The 25908-nt window shown below is 51.8% G+C and carries 21 protein-coding genes; 12 read left to right on the top strand and 9 right to left on the bottom strand.

Annotated elements, in window-relative coordinates:
• Positions 1-82 precede the first annotated feature (82 nt).
• From B7989_RS08290 to B7989_RS08270, 5 genes are all read left to right on the top strand, one after another.
• Complete coding sequence (locus B7989_RS08290; RefSeq protein WP_088628049.1) at positions 83-1861, top strand: endo-1,4-beta-xylanase; 1779 nt, start codon at positions 83-85, stop codon at positions 1859-1861.
• Positions 1862-2416: 555 nt separating this feature from the next.
• Positions 2417-2845 carry a 50S ribosomal protein L13 gene (gene rplM, locus B7989_RS08285; RefSeq protein ID WP_088628048.1) on the top strand — a complete coding sequence of 143 codons (429 nt, stop codon included), beginning with the start codon at positions 2417-2419 and terminating at the stop codon, positions 2843-2845.
• Positions 2846-2862: 17 nt separating this feature from the next.
• On the top strand, positions 2863-3267 hold the full coding sequence (rpsI, locus tag B7989_RS08280; protein ID WP_088628047.1) for a 30S ribosomal protein S9: 405 nt from the start codon (positions 2863-2865) through the stop codon (positions 3265-3267).
• Between the two features lie 225 nt (positions 3268-3492).
• Positions 3493-4368 (top strand): hypothetical protein, encoded by an 876-nt coding sequence (locus B7989_RS08275; protein ID WP_144264999.1) that lies wholly within the window; start codon positions 3493-3495, stop codon positions 4366-4368.
• Positions 4358-4996 carry a hypothetical protein gene (locus B7989_RS08270; RefSeq protein ID WP_088628045.1) on the top strand — a complete coding sequence of 213 codons (639 nt, stop codon included), beginning with the start codon at positions 4358-4360 and terminating at the stop codon, positions 4994-4996. Before B7989_RS08275 ends, B7989_RS08270 begins: the two co-directional genes overlap by 11 nt.
• Before the next feature lie 9 nt (positions 4997-5005).
• On the opposite strand, the gene B7989_RS08265 is transcribed toward B7989_RS08270, so the two are convergent.
• Entirely contained in the window at positions 5006-5761 is a 756-nt protein-coding gene (locus B7989_RS08265; protein ID WP_088628044.1) for a flavodoxin family protein, read from the bottom strand.
• A gap of 177 nt (positions 5762-5938) precedes the next feature.
• Between B7989_RS08265 and rpsB the strand changes: the two genes are divergently transcribed.
• From rpsB to B7989_RS08245, 4 genes are all read left to right on the top strand, one after another.
• Positions 5939-6679: a 30S ribosomal protein S2 gene (gene rpsB / locus B7989_RS08260; RefSeq protein WP_088628043.1), complete on the top strand. Its 741-nt coding sequence runs from the start codon at positions 5939-5941 to the stop codon at positions 6677-6679.
• 1 nt (position 6680) lies between these two features.
• A complete protein-coding gene (gene tsf / locus B7989_RS08255; RefSeq protein ID WP_088628042.1) occupies positions 6681-7562 on the top strand; it encodes a translation elongation factor Ts in 882 nt (293 codons plus the stop codon).
• 277 nt (positions 7563-7839) lie between these two features.
• Entirely contained in the window at positions 7840-11040 is a 3201-nt protein-coding gene (locus B7989_RS08250) for an EAL domain-containing protein (protein ID WP_088628041.1), read from the top strand.
• 118 nt (positions 11041-11158) lie between these two features.
• Positions 11159-12226 carry a hypothetical protein gene (locus tag B7989_RS08245; RefSeq protein ID WP_088628040.1) on the top strand — a complete coding sequence of 356 codons (1068 nt, stop codon included), beginning with the start codon at positions 11159-11161 and terminating at the stop codon, positions 12224-12226.
• Positions 12227-12294: 68 nt separating this feature from the next.
• Here the strand turns inward: B7989_RS08245 and B7989_RS08240 are convergent, their stop codons facing one another.
• The 4 genes from B7989_RS08240 to B7989_RS08225 all read right to left on the bottom strand — a co-directional run bounded on the left by B7989_RS08240 (position 12295) and on the right by B7989_RS08225 (position 18123).
• A complete protein-coding gene (locus B7989_RS08240; RefSeq protein WP_088628039.1) occupies positions 12295-14007 on the bottom strand; it encodes an acyl-CoA dehydrogenase family protein in 1713 nt (570 codons plus the stop codon).
• Between the two features lie 5 nt (positions 14008-14012).
• Positions 14013-15038 (bottom strand): electron transfer flavoprotein subunit alpha/FixB family protein, encoded by a 1026-nt coding sequence (locus tag B7989_RS08235; protein WP_072807905.1) that lies wholly within the window; start codon positions 15036-15038, stop codon positions 14013-14015.
• A gap of 3 nt (positions 15039-15041) precedes the next feature.
• A complete protein-coding gene (locus tag B7989_RS08230; RefSeq protein ID WP_072807907.1) occupies positions 15042-15923 on the bottom strand; it encodes an electron transfer flavoprotein subunit beta/FixA family protein in 882 nt (293 codons plus the stop codon).
• 346 nt (positions 15924-16269) lie between these two features.
• A complete protein-coding gene (locus B7989_RS08225; protein ID WP_233144322.1) occupies positions 16270-18123 on the bottom strand; it encodes a M6 family metalloprotease domain-containing protein in 1854 nt (617 codons plus the stop codon).
• Positions 18124-18299: 176 nt separating this feature from the next.
• Between B7989_RS08225 and pyrH the strand changes: the two genes are divergently transcribed.
• Entirely contained in the window at positions 18300-19007 is a 708-nt protein-coding gene (gene pyrH / locus B7989_RS08220) for a UMP kinase (protein WP_088628038.1), read from the top strand.
• Positions 19008-19017: 10 nt separating this feature from the next.
• Here pyrH and B7989_RS08215 read toward each other — a convergent pair whose 3' ends face one another.
• Entirely contained in the window at positions 19018-20025 is a 1008-nt protein-coding gene (locus B7989_RS08215) for a Fic family protein (protein WP_088628037.1), read from the bottom strand.
• A 268-nt stretch (positions 20026-20293) separates the two neighbouring features.
• On the opposite strand from B7989_RS08215, the gene B7989_RS08210 reads away from it, so the two are divergent.
• Positions 20294-21136 (top strand): 50S ribosomal protein L11 methyltransferase, encoded by an 843-nt coding sequence (locus tag B7989_RS08210; protein ID WP_088628036.1) that lies wholly within the window; start codon positions 20294-20296, stop codon positions 21134-21136.
• Between the two features lie 15 nt (positions 21137-21151).
• Here the strand turns inward: B7989_RS08210 and B7989_RS08205 are convergent, their stop codons facing one another.
• Positions 21152-23383, bottom strand: a complete 2232-nt coding sequence (locus B7989_RS08205; RefSeq protein WP_088628035.1) for a YgiQ family radical SAM protein — start codon at positions 23381-23383, stop codon at positions 21152-21154.
• Between the two features lie 137 nt (positions 23384-23520).
• Between B7989_RS08205 and B7989_RS08200 the strand changes: the two genes are divergently transcribed.
• Positions 23521-24684 (top strand): pyridoxal phosphate-dependent aminotransferase, encoded by a 1164-nt coding sequence (locus B7989_RS08200; RefSeq protein ID WP_088628034.1) that lies wholly within the window; start codon positions 23521-23523, stop codon positions 24682-24684.
• Here the strand turns inward: B7989_RS08200 and B7989_RS08195 are convergent.
• The gene (locus tag B7989_RS08195) at positions 24679-25383 is read right to left on the bottom strand and encodes an epoxyqueuosine reductase QueH (protein ID WP_088628033.1); all 705 of its coding nucleotides are present in this window, start codon (positions 25381-25383) and stop codon (positions 24679-24681) included. The genes B7989_RS08200 and B7989_RS08195 overlap by 6 nt on opposite strands.
• 3 nt (positions 25384-25386) lie before the next feature.
• Entirely contained in the window at positions 25387-25779 is a 393-nt protein-coding gene (locus B7989_RS08190) for a hypothetical protein (RefSeq protein WP_088628032.1), read from the bottom strand.
• Between the last annotated feature and the right edge of the window lie 129 nt (positions 25780-25908).

The following is a 25908-nucleotide window of genomic DNA, read 5'->3' as shown; positions in this document are numbered from 1 at the left end:
TTTCCGTGAAAAAACGCCCTTTTTAGGGGATATATTAATAATGGTTTTTGGGATGAAAAACCATCAAAAAGGATGTGTGGATATGAAAAAGATAATCTCTACAGCAACGAAAGTTGCTGCTGTTGCTCTTGCAGCAACAACTTTCTCCTTCGCGGGACCCGGCTTGGCCGATGGTGCAGCGAAGTTCGTCGGTAACATTACAACTCGTGGCCAGGTCCGCAGCGACTTTACGCAATTGTGGAACCAGATTACGGCCGAAAACGAATGTAAGTGGGCCTCTATCGAAGGCTCCCGTGGCAGCTACAACTGGAGTGGTTGCGATGCTGCCTATAACTGGGCTAAGAACAATGGTGGTCACTTCAAGTTCCACGCCCTGGTGTGGGGTTCCCAGTACCCCAACTGGTTGAACGGTCTTAGCGCGGCCGATACCAAGACGGCCATCACGAACTGGATGGATGCTGTCAAGAAGCATTATCCGGACCTCGAAATGATCGACGTGGTGAACGAAGCCATCAAGACATCGGATGGTAAGTACCATTCCAATTATGGCCGTCAAGGCAATAACAATATTATTGAAGCCCTCGGTGGTGACAACGGTAACTACGAATTCGTGCAAACGGCGTTCAAGATGGCTCGCGAACGTTGGCCGGAAGCAATCCTTATCTATAACGACTATAACACGGTTCAGTGGCAAAAGAACGAAGGTATTGACCTGATTAACAAGCTTAAAAAGGCTGGTACTCCGGTGGATGCCTACGGCTTGCAGGCCCACGACATGATGAGCCAGGGCGGTGGCGCTGGCGGTACCGGTGGTGGCGGCTCCTGTTTGAGCCTTAGCACGCTCAAGAGCACCATCGAAGAAATCTGGAACAAGACCCAGATGCCGATGTTCATCTCTGAATACGATATTTTCACAAGCGATGATAACGTCCAGAAGAAGTGCTACTCCGAACAGATCTCCTACTTTATGGAGAACGAACATATTGCCGGTATCACCATTTGGGGCTATATCTACGGTGCAACGTGGAATGACGGTACGTCCGGTATTATCAGGGACAACAAGGACCGTGCGGCCATGACCTGGCTCAAGGAATACCTGAAGAGCAACAAGGGCGTCAACACGACCGGTCTCGCGGGTGGTGGCGAACCTCCTGAACCGGAACCGCAGACTCCGTTCAAGGGTAAGGCGTTTGACTTGTCGAGCAAGATTGAAGCCGAAGACTTCGACATTCCGGGCAAGGGCGCTGGCAACAACTCTTACTCTGTCAGTGGTGATTGCAGCGATACCTGGAATACGGAATATAGAAAGGGTACATCTGTAAACATTGGCGAAAAGAACGGTGGTCTTGTTCTCGGTTGCAATCCCACAGGTAACTACTTCCAGTATACCATTAACCCTGCTTCTGCTGGCACGTTTAAAGTAAAGGCCGCTGTTGCTGCAGACGGTGATGGTGCTGTGATATTCAAGGTCGGCGACAAGGTCGTATCTGATTCGTTGAAATACACTGGTACTTCCTGGACTTCTTTTGATGAAGTTTCCGGTTCGATTACGCTTGAAAAGGGCGAACAGATCCTCACCATGGAAATTGCCAAGGGCTATATCGACGTCGACTGGTTCCAGATTTCTGCTGCTGGTGACGAACCGCAGTTCGTGCAGCCGAGCATCCAGCTTGACAACAACAGCCGTCAGGACTACCATGTGTTCGACCAGAACGGTGTCCACATGGGCGTGCTCACTGCCTACGGTTTCGATGCCGCCAAGGAAATCCTCCAGCACTCCAGCGCTGTGAAGAGCTCCGGCATCTACTACCTGCGCAGCCGTACCACTGGCCAGATGCAGTCTGTAAGAGTGACGAGATAATTAGAGTACTCAATACACCAAACAACGGACTCCGAAGCGGACGCTTCGGAGTTTGTTTGTTATGAGCCCGCTCGGCTATAAAGAGCCCGCTCGGCTCTGTTGCTGTCATGAAAATGTGATATCGCCTCGCTCTCGCCACCGCCCCAGCTTAACGCTTGGGGCTTTGTGGCTCACGAAGACCGCTCGTCTCTATCGCGTTTCACCGCCTTATTGTCTTCCCGCACGGAGATGCGGGATCTCCTTTTACGGCTTTCCAAAAGCATGCTCGGCCCTATTGCGTTTTCACGCCTTGAATGCGGACCGTGTCATGCTGAACCTGTCGTCCATCGTCATGCTGACGCAGGTCAGCATAGGCTTCTTGTGCTCTCAAAATGCGATTTTTATTATTACAATTAATACAACTCTATCAATTGATAGAATGAAAATGCCTAAAATGGCGCGGATTTTTTGAAAAATCGTACTTTTTTACCCTTGCAAAGCCGCAATTTTTCTTCTAAATTTAGCGCAGCATTTCACGGGGCGACTTTGCTCCGGAATAACTCAAAAAGGATTTACATGAAGACCATTACGGTAAACCCGAAGAACGTCGAACGCAAGTGGAAGCTTGTGGACGCCGCCGAAAAGCCTATGGGTCGCGTTGCCTCTGAAGTTGCAAAGCTCCTGATGGGCAAGCACAAGGCCATCTTCTCCCCGAACGTCGACACTGGCGATTTCGTGGTTGTGATCAACGCTGAAAAAGTTGCTGTTTCCGGCAACAAGAACCTGCAGAAGCAGTACTTCCACCACACCGGTCACATTGCCGGTGAACGCTGGATCAACTTTGCCGACCTTCAGGCAAAGCACCCGACTGCACCGCTCGAAGCTGCCATCTGGGGCATGCTCCCGCACAGCGCTCTCGGTCACAAGATGATCAAGAAGCTCAAAATTTATGCCGGCGCCGAACATCCGCACGCTGCGCAGAAACCTGAAGTTGTAGAACTTTAAGAACGGAGGATACCTCTATCGCTACCGCAAAAACTAAGAAGATCTACCGCGGCACTGGCCGTCGCAAGAACGCCATCGCTGCTGTGATCCTGAAGCCGGGTTCCGGCAAGCGCACTATCAATGGTCGTGATTTCAAGGATTACTTCCATTCTGAAGTGCAGAACATGATTGCTAACCTTCCGTTCGCCATCCTCGGCAACGCGGAAGAATGGGACGTCGAAGTTACCGCTCGTGGCGGTGGCATCGCTGGCCAGATGGGCGCTGTCCGTCTCGGCATCTCCCGCGCACTGGTTGCTAACGACGCCGAAGTCAAGCCCGCCCTCAAGAAGGAAGGCCTCATGACTCGCGACTCTCGTGCCGTTGAACGTAAGAAGTTCGGCCGCAAGAAGGCTCGTAAGCACTTCCAGTTCAGCAAGCGCTAATCTGCGAATTTGCTTTTACGAAAAACCCTGGCTATGCCAGGGTTTTTCTGTTATTACAAGACCGTTCGGCTCTGTTGCAAATCCAGGAATATGATATCGCCTCACTTTCGCCTCCACGATTCGTTGATACGAATCGCTTGAGGCTCACAAGACCTCCGCTTTGCGGAGGCCTTTTTTTGTAAATAACTTTTCTTTTCTGTGCATTATAGTTTATATTTAATTTTGATGAAAAAGCTAGCCTTATTATTTGCTGTTTCTTTTTTGCTTGCTGCCTGTGGCCTGGACAGCGGTGATAAACATTATATCATCTGGGAAGAAAAGGAAAATGAGGCGCTCCTTACGGACTTTTCCTCTATTCACTTTGCATTGCGTTGCCGCGTTGATTCCAAGTCGAAAAATTGCGGAATCGTACTGGGCAATTTTTTGTTGAAAAAATCCGAACTGAGTGGCTGTAACCCTAATACGGGCTGTACCTATTTTGATACCTACTATGGGTTTAAGGAAGCCTCGTTCCTTACGTTGCAAGTCAAGAACGAGAATACGGGAGAGGCTAAATCCCTGATGTCGTATTTACAGGATGATATTCCTTACATGAAGGGAGATACATACGTGCCGTCCGTAATGAACCTGAACAAGTCGAAAGACTCTATCAATACGGTTACGCTGACGGGCTATTATGTTGGAGACGAGTGGGTTAAGCATGACACGACCATCGTCATTAAAGACATTCTTTATGCCGACAAAAATGGAAAAATCAGCTTTTCTGTTTCGGATGCCAAGAAAAATCGTGCCGCACTTTCTATAGATATAAGTGCCGTCCTCGAAAAAAATAATGCGAATACTGTTCAGCAGAAATCCGTGACTCTGGTAGATACTTCGTATACCGAACATTACTGGACCGTAGAACCGGGGGCAATTGTCGTGGAACCCATGGACATCAATTTTGAAACGAAGGAATCTTTTAAGATAGCGCAATTCTTGAACGTGCCCGTTCAGAAAATCGTGTACTTGAATGTAAATCCGCTTCCCGATTCGCTTATTCTGTCCGGCGGAGTGAATGATCGTGCCGTTGAAATCCCGGTGGAGAGCTATGCGAAATAGAATTGTCATCATTCTTCTGTCTTTGCTTCTCGCAACTCCCGCCTTGGCTGGTGTCGGGGCTTTCCAAAAATTCAGCATGGGCATCATGTTGGGCCTTGGACCGTCTTATATGACCGGGGAAGACGCTGACCTTTACGATGACAACTGGTCGGCTGGGGTTGGTGTTGCTTTCCGAATGGCGTTCCCTGTGGCAAGCAGAATGTCGGTGCTTGTGGATCTAGGTGTCGATGGTGCTTTCGGTTTTTCTAGCGAATATGAATACCAGCACCGCACGGTTAAGGATTCTGTCATGACGAATGCTTGGGAAATTACCGTGTTGTGGGACTATTTTGCGACGGACAATTTTTTCGTGGCGGTGGGCCCGTGTTTTCGGTTCCCGTTTGTCGAAGAAAAAGTCGAATTAGGCGACGATGAAATCTACTCAGATGATGAAATAGACTATGCGAACGATTTTTGGCTTGATGCGATGTTTGCCTTTGGCTGGAAATATGACGGCTTTGAATTCGGCTTAAGAGCCGGCTACGAGTTCCTGGGAATGTTCAAGGAAACCGATAAATACAAGTCGACAGACATCAGCGAATTGCGCTTCCGTTTGTATATGACGTATTGGTTCGGGCAGACCCCATAGGAATCTGATTTAGAAATTATCGTCGCGGTCGAACATGTGCGTCACGAATTCGACGACCAGGGTCTCGTAAGCCTCGTCGCTAAAAATCGGTTTCTGCATCAGGTCGATCGCTTCTTTCGAAAGCTTGCCGGTGGCGGCAAGTTCCGCACCGCCCTTGCGGTACTTTTCGCGCAGCATGTTCAGTCGGCGGGGGCCGCCGCGATGGTCGAGCGCACGCATCTGCGGGCAGGCAATGAGCGTGTAGCCCTCGTGCCCCAAGATAATGTCGAACTGCTTCACAATCGGTTCGTACACAACGTCCAAGTCCATCCAGGCGCAGCTCGAAAGCAGGATGATCTTCTGGCCTTCTTTCTGGAACTGCAGCCCGTGCAGGTGCGAATTCATGGCCGTGTCGCCTTCCTTGAGCTTCTGGCCCATGTAGGGGTGCACCATGCCCACGATGCGGTCCATCAGGCACTTCATCTGGCCCGGCACGCCGAACAGGTACAGCGGGAAACTCCAAATCACAATGTCGGCATTCGTGAGCTTTTCGCGCACCCAGGGCACGTCGTCGTCCTTCATGAAGCAGCTGCCGTCTTCACGACCCCAGCAGCTCAAGCAGCCGCGGCATGGCTTGATATTCAACTTGTCGATAAAAAGGTATTCAGACTCGTACAGGCCGCTTTCTTCCAGGCCTTCTACGAACGCCTTGGTCGGAATCAGGGTTCCGCTGCGCTCCTTTTTGGGGCTTGCAACCATAATCAGGACTTTCTTCTTTTCGGGCATGGACACAAATTTAGAATTTTTCTACATTTACGCGCGCTCGGGCAATTACGCCCGGGTAAAACCAATCACCGGCTTGCGAGAGTCGCTTCGGTGGCACCGTCCTGACCCCTGGGTCCGCTCTGTGCTTCGCGGCTTAATTGCAGTCCGGGTAGTAACAACCGAAAAGGAAAATACATTATGGCAAATCTGCCTTCTGTCGAAGATCTGCTTGCTGCAGGCTCCCACTTTGGTCACCAGACTCAGCGCTGGAACCCGAAAATGAAACCCTACATCTTGGCTGAAAAGAACGGCATCTACGTTCTCAACCTCTCCAAGACTCGTGAACTCCTTGAAGAAGCCGCCAAGGCCGCTGCCAAGATCTCTGAATCTGGCAAGACCGTGCTCTTCGTTGGCACCAAGCCGACCGCTCGTCAGTGCGTGCTCGACGCTGCTGCTTCTTGCAATCAGTTCTCCGTGACCAACCGCTGGCTCGGTGGTATGCTCACGAACTTCCAGACCGTTCGTAAGTCCATCAAGAAGATTGACAAGATCGACGCTATGGAAGCTGACGGTACTTTCCAGGCTCTCTCCAAGAAGGAAGTCCTCGACAAGAACCGCGAACGCGAAAAGCTCCTTTCCGTGTTCGGTGGCATCCGTGAAATGGTGAACCTCCCGGGCCTCCTCGTCGTGACCGACCTCGCTCACGAAAAGATCGCCGTGGCTGAAGCTCGCCGCCTCCACATTCCTATCATCGGCATTTGCGACACGAACGTCGACCCGACTCTCGTGGACTATCCGATTCCGGCCAACGATGACGCCGTGAAGTCCCTCACGCTCATCATCGACTACATTGCCGCCAACGTTGCAAAGCGTTCCGCCGACAAGAAGGCTGAAAAGGAAGAAGCTAAGAAGTTTGACAACGGCGAGGAAGAAAAGTAATATGCAGATTACCGCTTCCCTCGTTAACGAACTCCGTCAGAAGACTGGCGTGGGCATGATGCAGTGCAAGAAGGCCCTCACCGAAACTGACGGCGACATGGACAAGGCCGTTGAACTTCTCCGCAAGCAGGGTGCTGCTGTTGCCGCCAAGCGTGCCGACAAGGCCGCCAAGGAAGGCCGCATCTACCTCATCGAAACCGCCGACAAGGCTGCTGCTTTCGAACTGTCTTGCGAAACTGAACCGGTTTCCAACAACGACGACTTCGTCGCTCTCGCCAACATGGCTGTGAAGGCTGTCGAAACTCAGGCTATCGCCTCTGTCGACGACCTCAAGAACGCCGTTGTCGATGGCAAGAAGATTAACGATGTGCTCCAGGACGTGCTCGTCAAGATCCAGGAAAACATCGACTTCCGCAAGTTCGCCGAAATGAAGAAGACTGCAAATTCCGTGTTTGGCGTTTACAGCCACATGAAGGGCAAGATCGGTGTCATCACCGAACTCGCTTACGAAGGCTCTGCCGACGAAGCTGCCCTCAAGGCTGCCGCTAAGGACATCGCCATGCAGGCCGCTGCTTTCGCTCCGGTTGCATTGAACGATGCTGCAGTTCCGGCTGAAACGATCGAAAAGGAAAAGGAAATTGCCAAGGCTCAGATCGAAGCTTCCGGCAAGGCTCCGAAGCCTGAATTCCTGCAGCGCCAGATTGACGGCCGCGTCGCCAAGGTGCTCAAGGAAATCGTTCTCGAAGATCAGGAATTCTTCATGTCCGAAAAGAACCCGAAGAAGCTCTCTGTCAAGGACTACCTCCAGGAAGTCGTTGCCAAGCAGCTCGGTCTTTCCAGCTTGAAGGTCGTGAACTTCATCCGCTTCGAACGCGGTAACTAATCCTACGTCATTGCGCAAGCGCATGACTCTTCGGTTATCCAATACGTGTGCAAGCGCCCGTGCTGTATAACCTTGGACGTCATTGCGAACCCCGTAGGGGTGAAGCAATCTCTAGCGAAATTAAAAGGGTCGCCCTTTGCGGGGCGACCTTTTTTTGCGTGCAAATAGCGTGTTAGGGCTGTTTTTAGGGCTCAAAACGTGAAAAAACGTTTGCATTTCTGCAAATAATCAATTAATTTAAAGGATAAGAGAGAAAATACGAATTAAGGTGGGAGCAATGACTTTGCGTGATAAATCCGACATTCCCGCGTCGGTAGTCGTGGATCTTTTGAATACGGCCAAGGTGGACCCGTTTGTGATTTTCGATGCGAAATCGCACGAAATCTATATGGTGAATCCGTCTATTTCGCATTTCTGGAAGCCGAAGAGACCCTATGAACAGGGAATCAAGTTCGAAGAATATTTCTTTCCTGCCAACGAACAGAATACATTGTTTGTCGAAGAACTCCTTGAAAAAGGGGTGACGATTATTCGCTGCCCGTATTCGGGAAAAGACCTGGTTGTAGAGGCGTCGCAGATTTCCTGGAATGGCAAACGCTCCATTTTCATGCGCGTAAACGATCATTCCGACCGGTTCTTCGATTCCCTGACGGGGCTTCCGAATCTGGAGTATTGCCGCATCCGCGGAGAAAACTATGTAGAGGGCCTTTTAAATGCAGGTAAAACCCCTGCAGTGGTTTTCTTCGACATTATCGGGATGAAGCTTTACAACAATGCCAACGGCTTTAGCTCCGGAAACGAGTTCTTGATTCACTTTGCGGCCGTACTGAAAAAGCAGTTTGCAGATAACCTGGTATGCCGTAGCACGAACGACCATTTTGTCGTTGTTGCAGAAATTGCCAACCTCGAAGAAAAGTTGCGCAAAGTTCGAAAATACGTTAAAGGTACGGTTTCGAAAATTTCGATGGACCTTTACGTGGGCATTTGCCAAACGGATACAGAAAGCGATATTCTCGACGCGATTGAAAAGGCGAAACTCGCCTGCAACATTCAAAAGAAAAAAGGCGACAAATTTATCCGGCAATATGACGAAGACCTGCACAGGACTCTCATGTTGCACAATTACGTGGTAAACCACATTGACGATGCCATTACGAATGGCTACATCAAGGTTTACTATCAGCCGGTGGTGCGAACGATTACAGGAACGTTTTGCGGTATGGAAGCGCTCGCCCGTTGGATTGATCCGGAACAGGGCTTTTTGAACCCGGGCGAATTTATCGGCGCATTAGAGGAATCCAAGCAAATCCATAAACTCGACAGCCACGTGATAGAACTTGTCTGTAGAGAAATGCGCGATCAATTGGACCAGGGCAACCCTGTGGTTCCGGTGTCGTTCAACCTTTCGCGATTGGACTTTACCGGCTGCGATATTTTTGAGGTAGTCGAAGGTATTCTTGAAAGATACAAGATTGAGCGTGACTACATCCGTGTAGAAATTACCGAAAGCATCATGGCGTCGGATTCGTATATCCAGCATGAAATCGAAAAGTTCCGCGAGGTCGGTTACGAAGTCTGGATGGACGATTTTGGCAGCGGTTATTCTTCGCTGAATACGCTCAAGGACTACAAGTTCGACGAACTTAAAATCGACATGGCCTTCCTTTCGAACTTTAACGATGTGTCTCGCACCATTATCAGCTCGATGGTCCGCATGGCGAAAAGCCTTGGGTTAAAGACCTTGGCCGAAGGTGTAGAAACCAAGGAACAGAAGGAATTCCTGAAGAGCATCGGTTGCGAAAAAGTCCAGGGCTACTACTATGGAAAGCCGCAACCGTTGAAGGCTACCATGGAGCACATGGAGACTTCGGGAATAGTCATCGAAGATAGCAACACGCGTGCCGTGTATTCAAAAATCGGGCGTCTCGACTATCAGGAAAATACTCCTAGGGCGATCATGACGTTCGAGAATGAAAGGTTCAAGTTCCTGTTTGTGAATCGGCAGTACGAAGAACAGCTCCTGAGTCTCGGTTTTAAGGATGTCCAAGAAGTCGAGGATGCTTCGAACAATCCTGAAAACCCGGTGTACTACACACTTCACGAGGCAGAAAGGGCCGCCTACGAGGCACCCTGTGAAGTGACCTATGTGACGCGTGGCATGTACGTCATTATGAGGGGGCGCCTGGTTGCCGACAATAACGGATGTCACATTTACGACTTGTCTTTCCGCAATACGCATGTGAGTGCTCATGATAGTTCTTCTCGCGGCAAGGAGGTCGCACTTCCGGCGAATACGAAGACCATCTTGATTGCCGAAGCTAATCCGCAAGAGAGAGCGTTCCTTGAAAGTATTCTGAGGTCGGATTACCACGTGCTGCTGGCCGAAAATGGCGAACAGGCGCTCAACTTGCTGCTTGAATACGGGCGTCATGTGGCGCTTGCCTTGATTAATGCGAACCTTCCGAAAATGGACGGCTTCAAGCTCATCCAGAATTTCCAAGCTGAACGGCGCAATCTCCAAATTCCATTTGTTGTCATGACCGACAACATGGATTTAGCCAAAGAAAGCATCCGTATAGGCGCCACTCAGTTCCTCTTGACGCCTATTAAAGATAGGGGCATGCTCAAGGCAAAAATTGATGGCTCTATCAAGAATGCCGAAGAACTGCAGCAGCTGGCGTTGAACTACATGGAATTTGTTCCCGGCGGAGTAGTCTTGTTCAGCTTAAAGACGGGCGAAATTCTTTATGCGAACGCTCGCGTGCTCGATATGCTGGAGTGCAACAGCATCGAAGAATTCCGCACCTATGTCGGAAGATTCTTCAAGAACGCGATCCTCCCCGAAGATTACGGAAAGATAAATGCCGAAATCTCGGAACAGGTGACGAGCAGGAGTACAGCGACAAAGCAGCTGACTTTCCGTGTAAAGACGACTGGCGGAAAAACCAAGCGTGTCTACCATGTGGGTAAAGTCTTTGGCAAAACCCCGTATGGCACCATCTTTTCGGCCTTCATGTCCGAAGATGACTTGGCGATGAAAGCGTACTTTAACCGTAAAGACGCCTTTGAAAAATTCATGGCATCGGGCGTGTCGACGAATACGAAATCTTACGACCCGGGTTATCGCGGATTCCTGTTCTGGAATCTGACCAAGAATTCACCGGTGCTCCGCATGGGCGGAATCTCGTACATTCCCAAGGAACTCGAAGACAAGTACACCTACGAAATCCATTACAGGTACCTGAGTTCCTTGATGCAGCAAAACGAGACTAATGTCATCAATTCATTGGATTACACCCGCGACAAGCTGATTCTCGATTACATGAACAAGTGCATGGTCCACGCAATGGACATAAGCTATGACGTCGCGGGCTTCAAGTTTACCATCCGCTCAAGCTTTGACATGATGATGGATCCGGAAACAGGCGACATCATCCTGAAACTGCAAAACGACAGCATCAAGACGACAAAGAAGTAATATAAAAATTGATGTGACTCGGATCGCATCAAATAACGAACTGAAAGAATAAAAACAAGTTGCCTCTTTAGAGGCAATGTTTTTATATTTTGTATGAAAATTAGAATAGGAGGATTGAATGCTGAAGAAGTTTTTGATGGCCGGCGCTGTTGCGTGTCTGTTTGCTGCATGTGGCGATTCCGATTCGTCTTCTCAAGCCCCGGGACAAGATATACCGCAAGTTGGCTCGGAGAGCTCCTCTTCACAAGATTCTGTGGAAAGTTCCTCGTCCGAACAGACTGAGGCAAGTTCTTCGTCTGAAGAACCGACAATAAGTTCTTCTTCCGAAGAACCTTCTCAAGATTCGATTATAGATAAGTTACCCTTCGATACCACAGGCGTTGAACCCGAAATTTATCACTATGGACCTCTTATAGAAGATGAGGATTCACTTTTTCATAAGGAACTTTTTGGCGATAAAATAAAGGACGCTTTCTGGGTTCTGCCTGAAAATAACGGCTATTGCTACACCATCGATGAACCGGAAGGAGAATTGGGTGGTGGTTATATAACTAATGGACCGGATCAGTATATCATTATCGAACAGAATGATTCCCTTCTGCTTTCTGATAGTCGAAACTGCACTACCTATGAATGGGGAGACTGCCATGATGATGAATATGCCTATACGCAAAAAATGACGGTCGGCGAGGACACCTTTTATTATGGAGAATTTAAATCCAGATTGCTCCTAATCAAATTGACCGATTCGACAATTACTCAATGGACGGTGCGAAATCCCAGCTATGTTCCGCCTGCTCAAGATACGACCATACATGGTTGGGCAAAAAGATGGTTCGAAGACGATTCGTTGGTGACCTTTGTCGGTGCAAATCCGAACTCCGACTACGTGGATACCATTTTCATTGAAAAATACAACGTGAAAATCATCGGTGTGGAAACTACATGGATTTTTGAAAATGATACGTGTACCAAAAAAGGTTTTGTCCCTAAACCTGGAAGTACTCCAGCAGAATCTTGTTATGATTACATTAAATACTATAACGAGGCCGCTAAATGCATCCAACGCAACATGGGCCTGTCGGATGGGAATTTCGCAAGGTTGTGCCGTCCTGAACCCCATAGGTATAGGCAGAGCGATGTTTGGTGTATTCTCGATGCCGATAAGCCCGCCGAATCCAATTAGAAATTTGATTTTATAAAGAAAACCCCGACTCTAGCGAGCCGGGGTTTTCAATTTCGCGTTAGCGAGGCTTATGCCTGCTTGTAGCTGTCGAGCGATTCCACGCTGAGGCTCTTCACGAAGTTGTAGTGCTTCGCGACTTCGGCTTCGGCGAGGTTCAGGTACACCTTCATGCTCTTGTCGAACAGTTCGGGTGCCTTGGTGGCGTCGCGGAGGAGCAGCTGGCTCATCACGCAGTTGGCGGCGAGTTCGTACAAGTGGCGGCTGCAGAGGTCGGTGAACTCGTTGTTGTTCGCGGCCTTCACAGTTTCGATGGCTTCGTTGAACTTCGCGTCCATGGCCTTAGCGCGGGCCTTGAGGCTCTCGTATTCGGCGGCCACTTCGCCCGCTTCCAGTTCCTCGAGCATCTGGCTGTAGGTGCCGGTGGTGATGTGCGGGAGGGCGGCAACGGTCTGCAACTGCGTCGTGCCTTCGTAAATGGAGGTGATGCGTGCGTCGCGGTAGAGGCGCTGGCAGGCGTATTCGAGCATGTAGCCGGAACCGCCGTGAACCTGGATGCTGTCGTAGGCGTTCAGGTTGGCGTATTCGGAGTTCATGCCCTTGGCCAAAGGCGTGCAAGCAGAGGCGAGCTTCTGGTAGAGCTTGAGTTCAGCCTTCTCCTCGTCGGTGAGCTTGCGGGTGCGCTCGATGTCTTCGAGGCCCTTGTAGATATCTACATAGCGGGCTGTCTGGTACAGGAGTGCGCGGCCAGCGTCAAGACGAGCCTTGATGTTGGAAATCATCTCGTAGACGGCCGGGAAGTTCACGATAGCCTGGCCGAACTGCTTGCGGTCCTTGGCGTAGGCGAGAGCTTCGTTGTAAGCCATCTGGCTGATGCCCACGGACTGAGCGGCAATGCCCAGGCGGGCGCCGTTCATGAGGGCCATCACGTACTTGATGAGGCCGAACTTGCGGCGGCCACAGAGTTCAGCCTTCGCGTTCTTATAGACAAGTTCGCAGGTCGGGCTTCCGTGGATGCCGAGCTTGTTCTCGATGCGGCGCACGTTCACGCCGCCGTCGCGCTTGTCGTAAATGAACATCGAAAGGCCGCGGCCGTCATGGGTGCCTTCTTCGGAGCGGGCGAGCACCAGGTGGATGTCGCTGTCGCCGTTGGTGATGAAGCGCTTCACGCCGTTCAGGTACCAGCACTTGTCGGCTTCGCTGTAGGTGGCCTTGAGCATTACGCGCTGCAGGTCGGAACCGGCATCGGGTTCGGTCAGGTCCATGGACATCGTCTCGCCGGCGCACACGCGCGGGATAAAGCGGGAACGCTGGTCCTCGTCGCCGAATTCATACAAGGTCTCGATGCAGTCCTGCAGGGACCAGATGTTCTCGAAACCGGCGTCCGCGGAGGCGATCATTTCGTTGATGGCCGTGTAGGCGGTAATCGGGAAGTTGAGGCCGCCGAAGCGGCGCGGCATCGTGACACCGTTGAGGCCAGCCTTGCGGGTGGCTTCCAGGTTTTCGTAGGTCTTGCTTGCGTAACGCACGCGGCCGTCTTCGCAGTGGGGGCCTTCGGCGTCCACGTCTTCGGAGTTCGGGAAGATGGTGTTCGCGGTGATGTCGCCTGCGACTTCGAGCACGCGGTTGTAGCTGTCTATCGCGTCGGCGTAGTCTTCCGGCGCATAGTCAAAGCTGTCCTTGTCGGCGTAGCCGTTTTCCTTGAGTTCCACGATGCGCTGCATCAAAGGAGAGCTTTCAAGGTTGAACTTAATCTCTGGATGGTCTGTGTAAAAATTCGCCATAACGCCTACTTGTTGTTTGCCTTGTAATACTTGATCATCTTCGGGATGACCTCTTCGACGGTGCCGTTGATCACGTAGTCAGCGATAGCGTTGATCGGGGCGTCGGGGTCGGAGTTCACGGAGATGATGATTCCTGAATCCTGCATGCCGGCGAGGTGCTGAATCTGGCCGGAGATACCGCAGGCGATATACACCTTCGGGCGTACGGTCACGCCGGTCTGGCCAATCTGGCGGTCATGATCGGCAAAGCCCGCGTCGATAGCGGCACGGCTTGCGCCCACTTCAGCGTGGAGTTCCTTCGCAAGTTCGAACAGCATGTCGAAGTTTTCCTTGGAGCCCATGCCGTAACCACCGGCCACCACGATGGGTGCGCCCTTGAGGTTGTGCTTGGCCTTTTCCACATGGCGTTCGAGCACCTTGACCACGTATTCCGTTTCCGGCACGTACTTGGCCACGTCGTGCTTGATGACCTCGCCCTTGTAGTTCGGATCGACGATTTCCTTCTTCATCACGCCTTCGCGCACCGTCGCCATCTGCGGGCGGTGTTCCGGGTTCACGATGGTAGCGACGATGTTGCCGCCGAACGCCGGGCGAATCTGGCAAAGCTGATTTTCGTAGAACTTCTTCACGCCGCCGATGCTCATTTCAAAGCTGTCGATTTCGAGTTCGGTACAGTCGGCGGTAAGGCCGCTGTGCATGGCGCTGGAAATGCGCGGACCGAGGTCACGGCCAATCACCGTTGCACCCAGCAAGCAAATCTGCGGCTGCTCTTCCTTGAAGAGGTTCACCACGAGCGATGCGTGCGGGTTGGTGGTGTAGGGGAAGAGCCCTTCGGCATCAAACACATGGACCTTGTCCACACCGTAGGGGAACACCTGCTTTTCAATTCCGTCGAGGCCCTTGCCTGCGCAGATGCATTCGAGCTGAACGCCGAGCGTGTTGGCGAGCTTGCGGCCCTTGGACAAAAGTTCGAGGGAAACATCGACAACGGTCGTGCCCTCAATTTCGCAATATACAAATACGTTATTCATAGGCTAGCCAATAATCTTCCCGTCTAAAAGTTCCTTGATAAGTCCTTCGACGTCGGCGTCGCTTGCGGTGAGCGTGCGGCTTTCCTTCGCCTTGAACACGATGTTCTTGACAGCCTTCACGTTCGTCGGCGAACCGGCCTTACCGATCTGGGCAGGGTCTGCGTCGATGTCGGCGGCACCCCACTGCGGAATGTTCAGGTAGGGCTTCTTCGCGATGAGGGCTTCGTATTTTTCGGCGTCTTCCGGCTTGCGTTCGGCAACCACCGTAGCGTTCTTGAACTTCATGAGGCGCTTTGCGTTGCGCGGGCGGCACGGGGCCGCACTTCCGTTCACGGTCACGACCAGCGGGAGCGGTGCTTCCACCGTTTCCACACCACCGTCGATATGGCGGCGGATCACGACCTTACGGGCCTTTTCGTCGAGGGAGAGAATTTCTTCAGCGTAGGTCACCTGGGTGAGGCCCAGCTTTTCTGCAATCTGCGGACCGACCTGTGCGGTATCGCCGTCGATAGCCTGGCGGCCACCGAGAATAATGTCGTAGTCGCCAATCTTCTTGACGGCCTGGGCGAGCGTGTAGCTCGTAGCGAGAGTGTCAGCACCACCGAGCGGGCGGTCCGTCACCACGAAACCCTCGTCGGCACCGCGGTACAGAGCTTCGCGGACGACTTCGGCAGACTTCGGCAGACCCATCGTCAGCACAGAGATGGTGGAACCCGGGAACTGGTCCTTCAAACGAAGGGCTTGCTCCAGGGCGTTCAGGTCTTCGGGGTTGAAGACCGCGGGCAATGCGGCACGATTGATGGTTCCCTGCTCCGTCATGGCATCGGGGCCCACGTTTCGTGTATCAGGTACTTGCTTAGCAAGCACAACGATTTTAAGACTCATATTACTATAGTGTTTTAATTTAACGGTTAATGTTTAGATAGGGTACAAGATAGCAATTATAAAGGAGCGGAGAGTGCTGTGCCCCCCGCTATGCTCCTGTTAGTATAGTGTAAGAAAATGATAATTATTTTGTAATAAGTGAGACTGGGAGGCTATTTTTATTTAGCTACACCAAAAGAAGTGCGGATTTTTTCCATAGACGCACCCTTTTTAAGCATCCGCTCTATTGTTCGGATTGTTTTTGCCACAGCTTCTAAAATGCTCCGTTATGCAACGGAGTCAAATAAAAAGGTCCTGCATTGTTGCAGAACCTTTGTGATGAAATATTTTTAGGATCTAAATTTTCCTACTTCACGACTTCCACATAAATGCTCTTGGGCAGGTTGGGGAGTTCTCCGGATGCGTTTCGGGTGCCGACGGGTTTGCCGAGGGCGTTGAAGATTTGGCTTCCGGGCTTGCCGTGCTTGGCGTTCCCTAAATTCGAGATGATTTTAGTGGTCCCTTTTTCGCTTATCGTTACCGTGATTTCGAAGGTGACCTGCTTGCTTCCGTAAACTAGGGCCTGTTTTACGAAGAACGAATCGCCTGACTTTACTTTGTTCGGCATGTGGCCGATTTTCGTGGTCATGGTCGTGAGGTCCATATTGGAGAATACTACGCTAGAGCCGTTCGGGTCCCAGACAACGATTTTGCCGTCTTTGTCAAACCAGTGGCCGGTGCCTTCGCCGGTCGTTTTGCTGTTGAGGCTTCCGTCGGGTTCTACGCCGTAGAATTCTACTTTGTCTTCAATTTCGGTGCGCTTGATGCCGAGAATGCTTGCGACTTCGCTGCCGTTCAGGTCGAGTGTTACGGACGCATAACTGTCGCTAATCGGAAGTGTCGTTTCGAGTGCGATTTTCTGGACAGTGATTTCGACGGAGCTGCTGGATGCGGGTTCCGACGAACTGGACGAGGGCTCGGAACAGTTTTCACCGATGCAGAAGGTGAGCGTTTCGCCGGGAGTCCCGATGTCGGTGATTTTCAGTCCCGTCTTGGAGCCGTTATACCAACGGATGGCAGGGTAGGCGTCATCTGAAAATTCCGGATAAGTTCCGCTCTTGAAGAAGGTGTTGGCGGTGCTGCCCGGACTTGGCCATTGATCGCCCGGATTGTCGCTCGATTTGCCTGCGGCGTTCGCGTGCACGATTCGGAGTCCGAGCTTGTCTGAAGCGGAATTGCCTTCGATGGAAAAGTCATAGTGCTGCATCAAGAGGCCGCTACCAGCAAGCACCTTGTTGCGGCCCGTGTTGCGTACGTAAGACCATACGAGTCCTTCTTGGTTTGGCCTGTTTGGGTTCTTGTAACGGTAACAGAATTCGCCGGGCTTGGTGGTTTCGAGGGGCGTTATGTTGTTTACGTCGTCGCTGGTGATGTCCACGAACGGAATCCAGCCTTGGTCCGCACGGTAGAAGTCGTTGATCGCGACGGGATTCAAGTCGTTCGCGCGGTTGCCCATGGTGCAGTAGTCGCCGTACCAGTAAAGGTCCGGCCAGCCAAAAATCATGTGTCCCGATTCATGCACAAAGACGTATATCGAAAACTTGCCCGGCATGTCCGTCATCTGGTGGTGCGTGAGTTTCACGCCATCGCGTCTTTCGTTGGACCATCCGGAATGCGGCCACAGGCCCTGTCCCCAGGTTTCACCTGCGCCGGCGTACACGATGTTGATTGCTTCGGTGGTGCCGTCTTTGTCGTTGTCGTAACGAGAAAAGTCGACTTGGGAATCGAAATACGCAAATACTTCTTTCATGAGCGAATCGGAGCCCGAGTATCCCTGCAAGCCTTCGTACCAGGATTTAGGGTGCTTTGCACGATACCAGCCGTAGACTTCGTTCGTGAGGTCCAGCTGCCCGTTAGAAACGTCTAAATAGTAGTCGCGCACGGAACCGTTGCAACCGTCCCTATTGAATCCTTCTTTATTCAGCCAGTCTTCTACTTCGCTCACCGTGACCGGAGCTGCCTTGTCCGGGAAATCCACGAGCAAGGTCAAACTGTAGATTTTGCCCTTGGGGGCGGCGTAGTGGCCTTTCGTTTGTGTTGCAACTGCTCTCGATAAACCGGAACTGGACGCGCTTGCTTTGGATCCGGTGAATGTGGGTCGGGCTTCTTCGGGCCATTCCTGGACGCGTTTCCCCTGATACACGATGTCTGCAAAAAGCATCGTTGGGAATAATAATGAGCCTAATAACAGGTCAAATGCAATTTTGGTTTTCATAAACATCCCATTTTCTTTAAACCACCAAATATGGAAATACATTTTTTTACGGCAAGAGGCACCCTTGTCCGTTTTTTATTACATTTCAGAGCATAAAATATTCCTAATTCCCCAAAAAAATTATGTCTAAATTCAAGCGCATTCTTCTCAAACTCAGTGGCGAAGCCCTCGCAGGCGAAAAGGGCCACGGTATCGACAACCAGATTCTCTCTGACATGGCGTCCGAAATTGCCTCCATCGTCAAGCAGGGCGTGCAAGTCGCTCTCGTCATTGGCGGCGGCAATCTCGTCCGCGGCATTTCTGCTTCTGCAGGCGGCATGAACCGCGCTCAGGGCGACGCCATGGGCATGCTCGGCACCGTGATGAATGGCCTCGCCATGCAAGATGCTTTGGACAAGCAGGGCGTTGACTCTGTTGTGATGTCCGCGATCCGCATGGAACCGGTCTGCGAATTCTTTGACCGCCGCAAGGCCCTCAAGCTTTTGTCCGCAGGCTCCGTGGTGATTTTCTCCGCAGGCACCGGCAACCCGTTCTTCACCACTGACAGCTGCGCCGCTCTTCGCGCTATCGAAAGCGAATGCGACGTGATCATGAAGGCCACCAAGGTCGACGGCATCTACACCGCAGACCCGGTCAAGGACCCGACCGCGACCCGCTTCGACGACATCAGCTACAAGGAAGTTATCTCTCGCGGCCTCAAGGTCATGGATACCGCAGCGGTCGCCCTCTGCATGGAAAACAACATGCCTATCTTCGTGTTCAAGATGGAAAAGGGCAACCTCACGCGCGCCGCTATCGAAGGCGACCTCGGCACGCTGGTGCACTGCTAATTTCAAGCGGTTAAATCAAACTGTATTTCTGGCTTCGTCCGCCCTTGTTTTCGGGGCGGACGATTTCTTTTTGAATCAAGTCCTGGATGTCGCGGAGTGCGGAATCGTGGCTCGTGCCGGTAAATGCGGCCACCTCTTTCACCGAGAATACGGCCGGCAGTTCTCCGTTCCAGACAGCTTCGATAATCTTGCGTTCGCGCCCACTCAAGTCGGCCTGCTGGTTCTTTTGCAGGAACTGCATTTTCTTGAGGGCGCCTGCAATTTCTTTCTTGCTATCATCAATTGATTTTTGCATCGCGCTCAAGAACCACAAAATCCATTCGGTCAAGTCGCCGTTGCCGGCCTGCGCCTTGAATAAAGTTTGTATGTAATTCTCGCGGTCTTTTAAAATTTGCTCGTTCAGCGTATACTGGCAGCGAGTCGTGTCTTCGCTGCGGGCCAAAAGCATGGCGGCGAGTGCGCGGGCAATGCGTCCGTTGCCGTCTTCAAACGGGCGGATCGTCAAAAACCAAAAGTGGGCAATCGCCGCTTTAATGGCGCCGTCTTGCGTCGAGTTTTCAAACCAGTCGATAAAACGCCCGATTTCAAGCGGAATGCGTTCCGGGCTTACGCCGGTAAATGTTCCTGCAACGCTTTCCTTTGTCCTAAAGCTCTTGACCTTGTTCTGGCCAATGGCCGCATGCCATGCGAACAGGCGTTCTTCGGTCAGCGGGAGCTTGGCGTTTTGAATCGCGCCTACAAAATTTCGAATGTCGTTCCTGGCGGAATTCTTTTTCTTGATTTCGCTTTCAAGTATCGGAATTTCCAGAGTGTAGCCGTCCAGCGCGTAGTTGGCCGCAATGTCTTTCGCGAGCATGCGCGTCTCGGTGTCCGAATCACAAACCAGGTCTGCAACGCCCACGAGGGCGCCTTCAAGCAGGCGAGTCTGGCCCAAGGCGTCCATCACGCTCTGCGCGTTGTAGCGGAACTTGGTCCAGTCGGGGTACTGGTGTATAAAAAGCGGCTTAGAAACTATCATTTAACGCAAAATATACGTAGATAAGCCGAAAATGCAAGCCCCAAAGGCCTTATTCTAACTTGGAATACGAAATTATAAAAAAAGTTTACCTTTCGGAAAGAAACTGTTTATATTAGTTTACAAGATGGATGAAAGGGGCCAAGCGGTTTGAGGTGTTTGCGCTTGGTGAGAGGCTCGGTGACGGGGTTGGCGTACCGAGCCTCTCCTTTTTTTAATCCCCGCGAATGCGGGGATCGGCTCATGTTTTTTGAATTTCTATTATTGGGCTATGCAAAAAATCGATACCTGGTACAAGGCCGAGGGCTATTGCCCTGCCGAAGAATTTGAACTTGCAAGCTACCTGCTTTTTGAAGCTGGTGTGGCGACACTCGAAGAATTGGACCCGAAAGAAGATGGTCGCACGGACTTCTGCTTTTATACCGGCGACAAGGCCGAACGTGACCGTATCGTAAACGAATTTCCGCAGTATCATTTTACGCTGAGCGATGAACCCGCGAAGGATTGGGACAAGTGGTGGCGCGACCGTGCGCAGCCGGTGTCCGTGTCACCGCATTTGTGGGTGCGTCCGCCTTGGGTAGAATTTACGCCTGATGACCCGAAGGCCGTGGTGCTTGAACTTGAAGCCAAAACCGCTTTCGGTACTGGCGAACACGATACCACAAGTAGCTGTGCGACTTTGATGGAATCGGTCGATTTCAATGGCAAGACCGTGCTCGACATCGGAACGGGTACGGGCATTTTGGCCATGTACGCTCGTCGCTTGGGCGCAAAGCTCGCAGTCGGCACCGAAATTGATCCGCTGACCATTCCCTGCATTGCTGAAAACTTTGAACGCAACGGTTTCAAGGAAAGCGACTGTATTCTCGGATTTCTGGATGCGTTCAAGGATGGCGCCAAATTCGACGTTATTCTCTGCAACATGATTCGCAGCGAACTTTGGCCGCTCCGCGACGACATCGAAGACTTGCTCGCCGAAGGTGGCGAACTCATTATTTCGGGACAGCTCCTGACCGAAAAGGATTATATCCTCAAGTGGTTCGAAGAAGCCGGCTTCAAAGTCAAAGAAGAACGAATTAGCACGGAGTGGTGGAGTGTGCTCGCTCACTCCTAATTTAAAGAAAGCTTTTTACCTTCCCCGTTTAAACGAACTGAATTGCACGGGAGAGTTGTTGCGATTGTTATCCTGGCGGCTCTTGCCGCCATTTTTATTGAAGTCGCGACCCTTGTTGCCGTTAAACTTGCGGTCGCTATGGAAACTCTTTCGCTCACCGCTTCCGAAATTGTTGTTGCGGTTTTCGTCACGGAAATCGCGGCGTTCGCGATTGTCATCGCGACGACCTTCGCGCCTGTCATTGCGCGGTTCGCCAAATTGTGCGGCGCGGCGTTCCTTGCGGGCGGAGTTTTCCCAGCGGCCCTTGTCGCCGGATTTCTGCGGAACGATAGTAACCACGCGCTGCTCGCGCTTCTGCTGTTCGCGCTGGCGGTATTCTTCGTTTTCTTCGCGTTCCTTGCTCGGGAAGAATTCCTTGCCTTCGGCCTTCGCGCTGCGGCTTAAGAGCAGTCGGCCAATCTTGCCGAGTTTCAAGCGTTCAAGCGTCGCGCGAATCTGCGGGCGGTTCTCTGGAATGTACCAGAAGAAGAACTGGCGCTGGCTCCGTTTTTGTTCCGGCGTTTTCGCCACGTAAAGCGGCTTTCCGTCCGGTGTCATTTCGCTGTAGAACATCTCGGTCGCAATCGTCATCGGCGTAGGTGTAAAGTCCTGCACCTGTTCCAGCTGGAATCCGAGCTGCTTTGTCTCAAGCGCAAGTTCCGCCATGTCGGCCTCGGTGCATCCGGGGTGGCTACTGATAAAGTAAGGAATAATTTGCTGGCGCTTTCCGATGCGTTTGCATTCGTCGTCGAAGAATTCCTTGAACTTGTGGAACAGCGTAAAACTCGGCTTGCGCATCAGCTTAAGAACTGCGTCACTCGTATGTTCCGGGGCCACCTTCAGGCGTCCGCTTACATGGTAGTCGATGAGCTCGCGGGCATATTCTTCGTGGTCGCGAATCAGTTCCTTGTCATCGGTTTCTTGCAGCAGCATGTCGTAACGCACGCCGCTTCCAATGAACAAGTGCTTTACCTTCGGGTGGTTGCGCACTTCGCGGTAAAGTTCCAAAAGCTCGTGATGGTGCGTGTCCATGTTGTCGCAGACTTTTGGAGTCAGACAACTGGGGCGTGCGCACTTTTGACAACGACTCGGGTCGCGGCCGCGCATGTTGTACATGTTGGCGCTCGGGCCGCCCAAATCGGTGATGGTGCCGGCGAATCCGTCCATCTTCGTAATCAAATCGACTTCGCGCAGAATGCTTTCGCGGCTACGGCTTGCGATGAATTTGCCCTGGTGTGCGTTGATGGCGCAAAAACTGCAACCGCCAAAACAGCCGCGGTGCGTGTTGATGCTGAACTTGATCATGTCGAACGCAGGCACGTTGCCGCGTTTCTTGTAACGCGGGTGCGGTTCGCGGGCGTAGTTGTATTCAAAGCTTTCGTCGAGTTCGCCGTATTCCAGCGGCGGGTACGCGGGATTAATCACCACGGTCTGTTCTGCGACATCTTGCAGAATACGGCGCTGGAACCACTTGTTGCATTCGATGTCTACCCTGCGGCAGTTCTCGATTTGATTGCGCTTGTTGGCGAGGCATTCCTCGTAACTATACAGGCGCAAGTCTTCCCACTGCTTGGTCGTAGGAATTTGTCCCTTGGGCGCGAGGTAGGCCGTCTGCGGAATCGAATGCAGGCTGGAGAAGGGTACGCCCTTCTTCAAGAGTCGCACGATTTCTTTCAGCGGTTTTTCGCCCATGCCGTACACGAGAATGTCGGCTTGCGTATCGAAAAGAATGCTGGGCTTAAGTCTGTCGCTCCAGTAGTCGTAATGCGTCACGCGGCGCAGGCTTGATTCGAGCCCGCCAATGAGTAGCGGCACATCGGGATAGAGCTTCTTTAAAATCTTGGCGTACGTGTAAGTCGCGTAATCGGGGCGGAAACCGGCCTTGTTTCCCGGCGTAAAAGCATCATCGCTACGCAGGCGCTTGGCAGCGGTGTAATGGTTCACCATGGAATCCATACCACTCGAAATCGCAAAGAACATGCGAGGCTTGCCGAGTTTCTTGAAATCGCGCAAGTCGTCGCGCCAGTTCGGCTGCGGGAGTATTGCCACGCGCAAGCCTTCGTGCTCAAAAAGGCGACCGACCACAGCATGCCCAAAACAGGGATGATCCACGTAGGCGTCCGCGCTAATGATAATCACATCGACATAGTCCCAGCCGAGTTCGTCCAGGTCTTCTTTGCAGATGGGTAAAAAGCGCGGATCGTACATAATGTGAAATGTAGAAAAAAAGAACTTAGAGCTTAGAACTTAGAGCTTAGAACTTAGATTATTCTTCTAAGCTCTACCAACTAAGTTCTACCAACTAAGCACTTTTTTCTGCCATCTTTCTTGCTAAATTTCCTCCCATGAAACCTTTAAGTAATCGTACGGAACATTTTACGGAATCGGTCATTCGTCACATGACGCGCATCGCGAACGCTTGCGGTGCAATCAACTTGTCGCAGGGTTTCCCGGATTTTGACCCGCCCAAGGCCTTGCAAGACCGCCTGGCCGAAGTCGCCCACACGGGCCCGCACCAGTACGCGATTACGATTGGTGCGCAGAATTTCCGCGAAGCGCTTTCCAAGAAACAGGAACATTTCAGCGGACTCCGTTACGACCCGCAAACCGAAATGGTCATTACCTGCGGCAGTACCGAAGCCATGATGATCACGATGATGTCGGTCTGCAATCCGGGCGACAAGGTGGTCATCTTTTCGCCGTTTTACGAAAACTACACTGCCGATACGATTCTGAGTGGAGCGACTCCGATTTATGTGCCGCTGGACCCGCACGATTTTACCTTTGACGCAAACGTTCTCGAAGATGCCATGAAGCAGCCGGGTGTCAAGGCGCTCGTACTTTGCAATCCGTCGAACCCGAGCGGAAAAGTCTTTACCCGCGAAGAGCTGCAGATTATTGCCGACCTCGCCATCAAATATGATTTGTATGTAATCACCGACGAAGTCTACGAACACATCGTCTTTGCTCCGCACCGTCATACTTATATTGCGACGCTCCCGGGCATGCGTGAACGCACCATCGAGTGTTCTAGTCTTTCCAAGAGCTATTCCATTACGGGCTGGCGCCTGGGCTATGTGCTTGCCGCCGAACCCATCATGAACAACATCAAGAAAATTCATGACTTCACTGTGGTGGGTGCCGCTTCGCCGCTGCAGGAAACCGCGCTCACCGCTCTCAATTTCGGCAATGATTACTACCAGGAACTCCAAGCGCATTACACGCACATGAAGGAAATCTTCACCGGCGGCCTGCGCAATCTAGGTTTCAAGTTCACCGAGCCGCAGGGTACGTACTTCGTGATGATGGATATCAGCGAATTCGGCTACAAGTCCGATGACCAGTTCTGTATCGACCTTGCGCAAAAAGTGGGTGTCGCCGCAGTGCCGGGTTCCAGCTTCTTCCGCGAACCGGTGAATCACCTGATCCGCTTCCACTTCGCCAAGAAAGACGAAACCCTCTACGACGCGCTTAACCGCTTAGAAGGTTTACGTAAAAAGCTACTATAGATTGGGTTGTCCTGATGTCATTCCGGCCTCCGAGCCGGAATCTCCTTTCTCGGAATCTCGTTTCTCAGCATCTCGCTTTGAATACGCGCACCCGCAATAATTCTGCCTATACAAATTGTATTCTGCTGAAAGCTGAATAGAACGCTTGTACCCACCCTTCTTCTTGAAGTCGCTGGGCAGGCGCTTGATTCCGTAAATATCGCACTGCTCCTGCACCACTTCGTTCAGCACCTGTGCGTTTTTCATCGGGCTAATCGTAAGCGTCGTGGTGAAGTATTCGCAGTTCAGTTCGCGGGCGAGCCGTGCCGATTCAGCGAGGCGCAACTCAAAACACTTGCGGCAGCGCGCACCACCTTCGGGTTCGTTTTCGAGCCCGCGCGCGACATCGTAGAATTTTTTCGGGTCGTATTCGCCTTCGATCAGCGTGACCGGATGCTTCGTCTTGAATTCGGCCACGAATCGTTTGATTTCTTCGACGCGGTGGCGGTATTCTTCGTCGGGCGCGATATTCGGATTGTAGTAGAAAAGCGTAATCTTGAAGTATTGCGACAGGTATTCGATGGTGTAGCTGCTGCACGGCGCACAGCAGGCATGCAGCAAAAGCGTCGGTACCTCGCCGGTGCGTTCCAGCCTGCGGATGATATAATCCAAGTCGCGCTGGTAATTATGCTTGGGGGCATTGGATTGCTGCGGTTCCATGGCCTACTCCCAACTTAAGGTGCCGAAGGCCGTAATCCAGTAGCAAACCGCCGTAATCACGGCAAAAGTCCCCATTACGGTACGTTCCTTGTGGGCGGTGCTAAAGAGAACCGTCGCGGTATAAAAAGTCAAGTACAGCGCAAAGAAGAATGCGAGAATCCGTGTCACCATGAACGGGATAATCTCGGGCAGGACATGCCCCGCCGAAAGTAGCACGAAAAGGGCGACAAACTGCATCGTGGTCGGCACAATGAAGGCCTTGCGAACTTCGGGCGGAATCACCTTGTAGCGGGCGTTCATGGCGTAGGCGCCGAGCGGGGCGCCCAAGGCAAGCGCAATATTCAGAGCGATGGAGGGCAAAAAAGCGATAGCCCCGATGATTGTAGCGATAATCATTAGCTCAAATTTAGAATTTAACCCCTAAAAAAGAGGACGGCCCTGGGTAAAGGAGGTAACCTAGGGCCGTCAGGGAGTGTTTGGGTACCCATAAAATAGATATTCCAATTTGGAATAAGCCTAAAAATC

It is taken from the genome of Fibrobacter sp. UWB5 (assembly GCF_002210295.1).
In the GTDB taxonomy this organism is placed as follows: Bacteria; Fibrobacterota; Fibrobacteria; order Fibrobacterales; family Fibrobacteraceae; genus Fibrobacter.
Note: the sequence above shows the minus strand (reverse complement) of the source record. Positions and strands in the feature narration are given on the sequence as shown.

Coding starts and splice junctions, on each gene's coding strand:
- B7989_RS08290 (WP_088628049.1), top strand. CDS start 83: ATGAAAAAGATAATCTCTACAGCAACGAAAGTTGCTGCTGTTGCTCTT.
- rplM (WP_088628048.1), top strand. CDS start 2,417: ATGAAGACCATTACGGTAAACCCGAAGAACGTCGAACGCAAGTGGAAG.
- B7989_RS08275 (WP_144264999.1), top strand. CDS start 3,493: ATGAAAAAGCTAGCCTTATTATTTGCTGTTTCTTTTTTGCTTGCTGCC.
- B7989_RS08270 (WP_088628045.1), top strand. CDS start 4,358: ATGCGAAATAGAATTGTCATCATTCTTCTGTCTTTGCTTCTCGCAACT.
- B7989_RS08265 (WP_088628044.1), bottom strand. CDS start 5,761: ATGCCCGAAAAGAAGAAAGTCCTGATTATGGTTGCAAGCCCCAAAAAG.
- rpsB (WP_088628043.1), top strand. CDS start 5,939: ATGGCAAATCTGCCTTCTGTCGAAGATCTGCTTGCTGCAGGCTCCCAC.
- tsf (WP_088628042.1), top strand. CDS start 6,681: ATGCAGATTACCGCTTCCCTCGTTAACGAACTCCGTCAGAAGACTGGC.
- B7989_RS08250 (WP_088628041.1), top strand. CDS start 7,840: ATGACTTTGCGTGATAAATCCGACATTCCCGCGTCGGTAGTCGTGGAT.
- B7989_RS08245 (WP_088628040.1), top strand. CDS start 11,159: ATGCTGAAGAAGTTTTTGATGGCCGGCGCTGTTGCGTGTCTGTTTGCT.
- B7989_RS08240 (WP_088628039.1), bottom strand. CDS start 14,007: ATGGCGAATTTTTACACAGACCATCCAGAGATTAAGTTCAACCTTGAA.
- B7989_RS08235 (WP_072807905.1), bottom strand. CDS start 15,038: ATGAATAACGTATTTGTATATTGCGAAATTGAGGGCACGACCGTTGTC.
- B7989_RS08230 (WP_072807907.1), bottom strand. CDS start 15,923: ATGAGTCTTAAAATCGTTGTGCTTGCTAAGCAAGTACCTGATACACGA.
- B7989_RS08225 (WP_233144322.1), bottom strand. CDS start 18,123: ATGCTTTTTGCAGACATCGTGTATCAGGGGAAACGCGTCCAGGAATGG.
- pyrH (WP_088628038.1), top strand. CDS start 18,300: ATGTCTAAATTCAAGCGCATTCTTCTCAAACTCAGTGGCGAAGCCCTC.
- B7989_RS08215 (WP_088628037.1), bottom strand. CDS start 20,025: ATGATAGTTTCTAAGCCGCTTTTTATACACCAGTACCCCGACTGGACC.
- B7989_RS08210 (WP_088628036.1), top strand. CDS start 20,294: ATGCAAAAAATCGATACCTGGTACAAGGCCGAGGGCTATTGCCCTGCC.
- B7989_RS08205 (WP_088628035.1), bottom strand. CDS start 23,383: ATGTACGATCCGCGCTTTTTACCCATCTGCAAAGAAGACCTGGACGAA.
- B7989_RS08200 (WP_088628034.1), top strand. CDS start 23,521: ATGAAACCTTTAAGTAATCGTACGGAACATTTTACGGAATCGGTCATT.
- B7989_RS08195 (WP_088628033.1), bottom strand. CDS start 25,383: ATGGAACCGCAGCAATCCAATGCCCCCAAGCATAATTACCAGCGCGAC.
- B7989_RS08190 (WP_088628032.1), bottom strand. CDS start 25,779: ATGATTATCGCTACAATCATCGGGGCTATCGCTTTTTTGCCCTCCATC.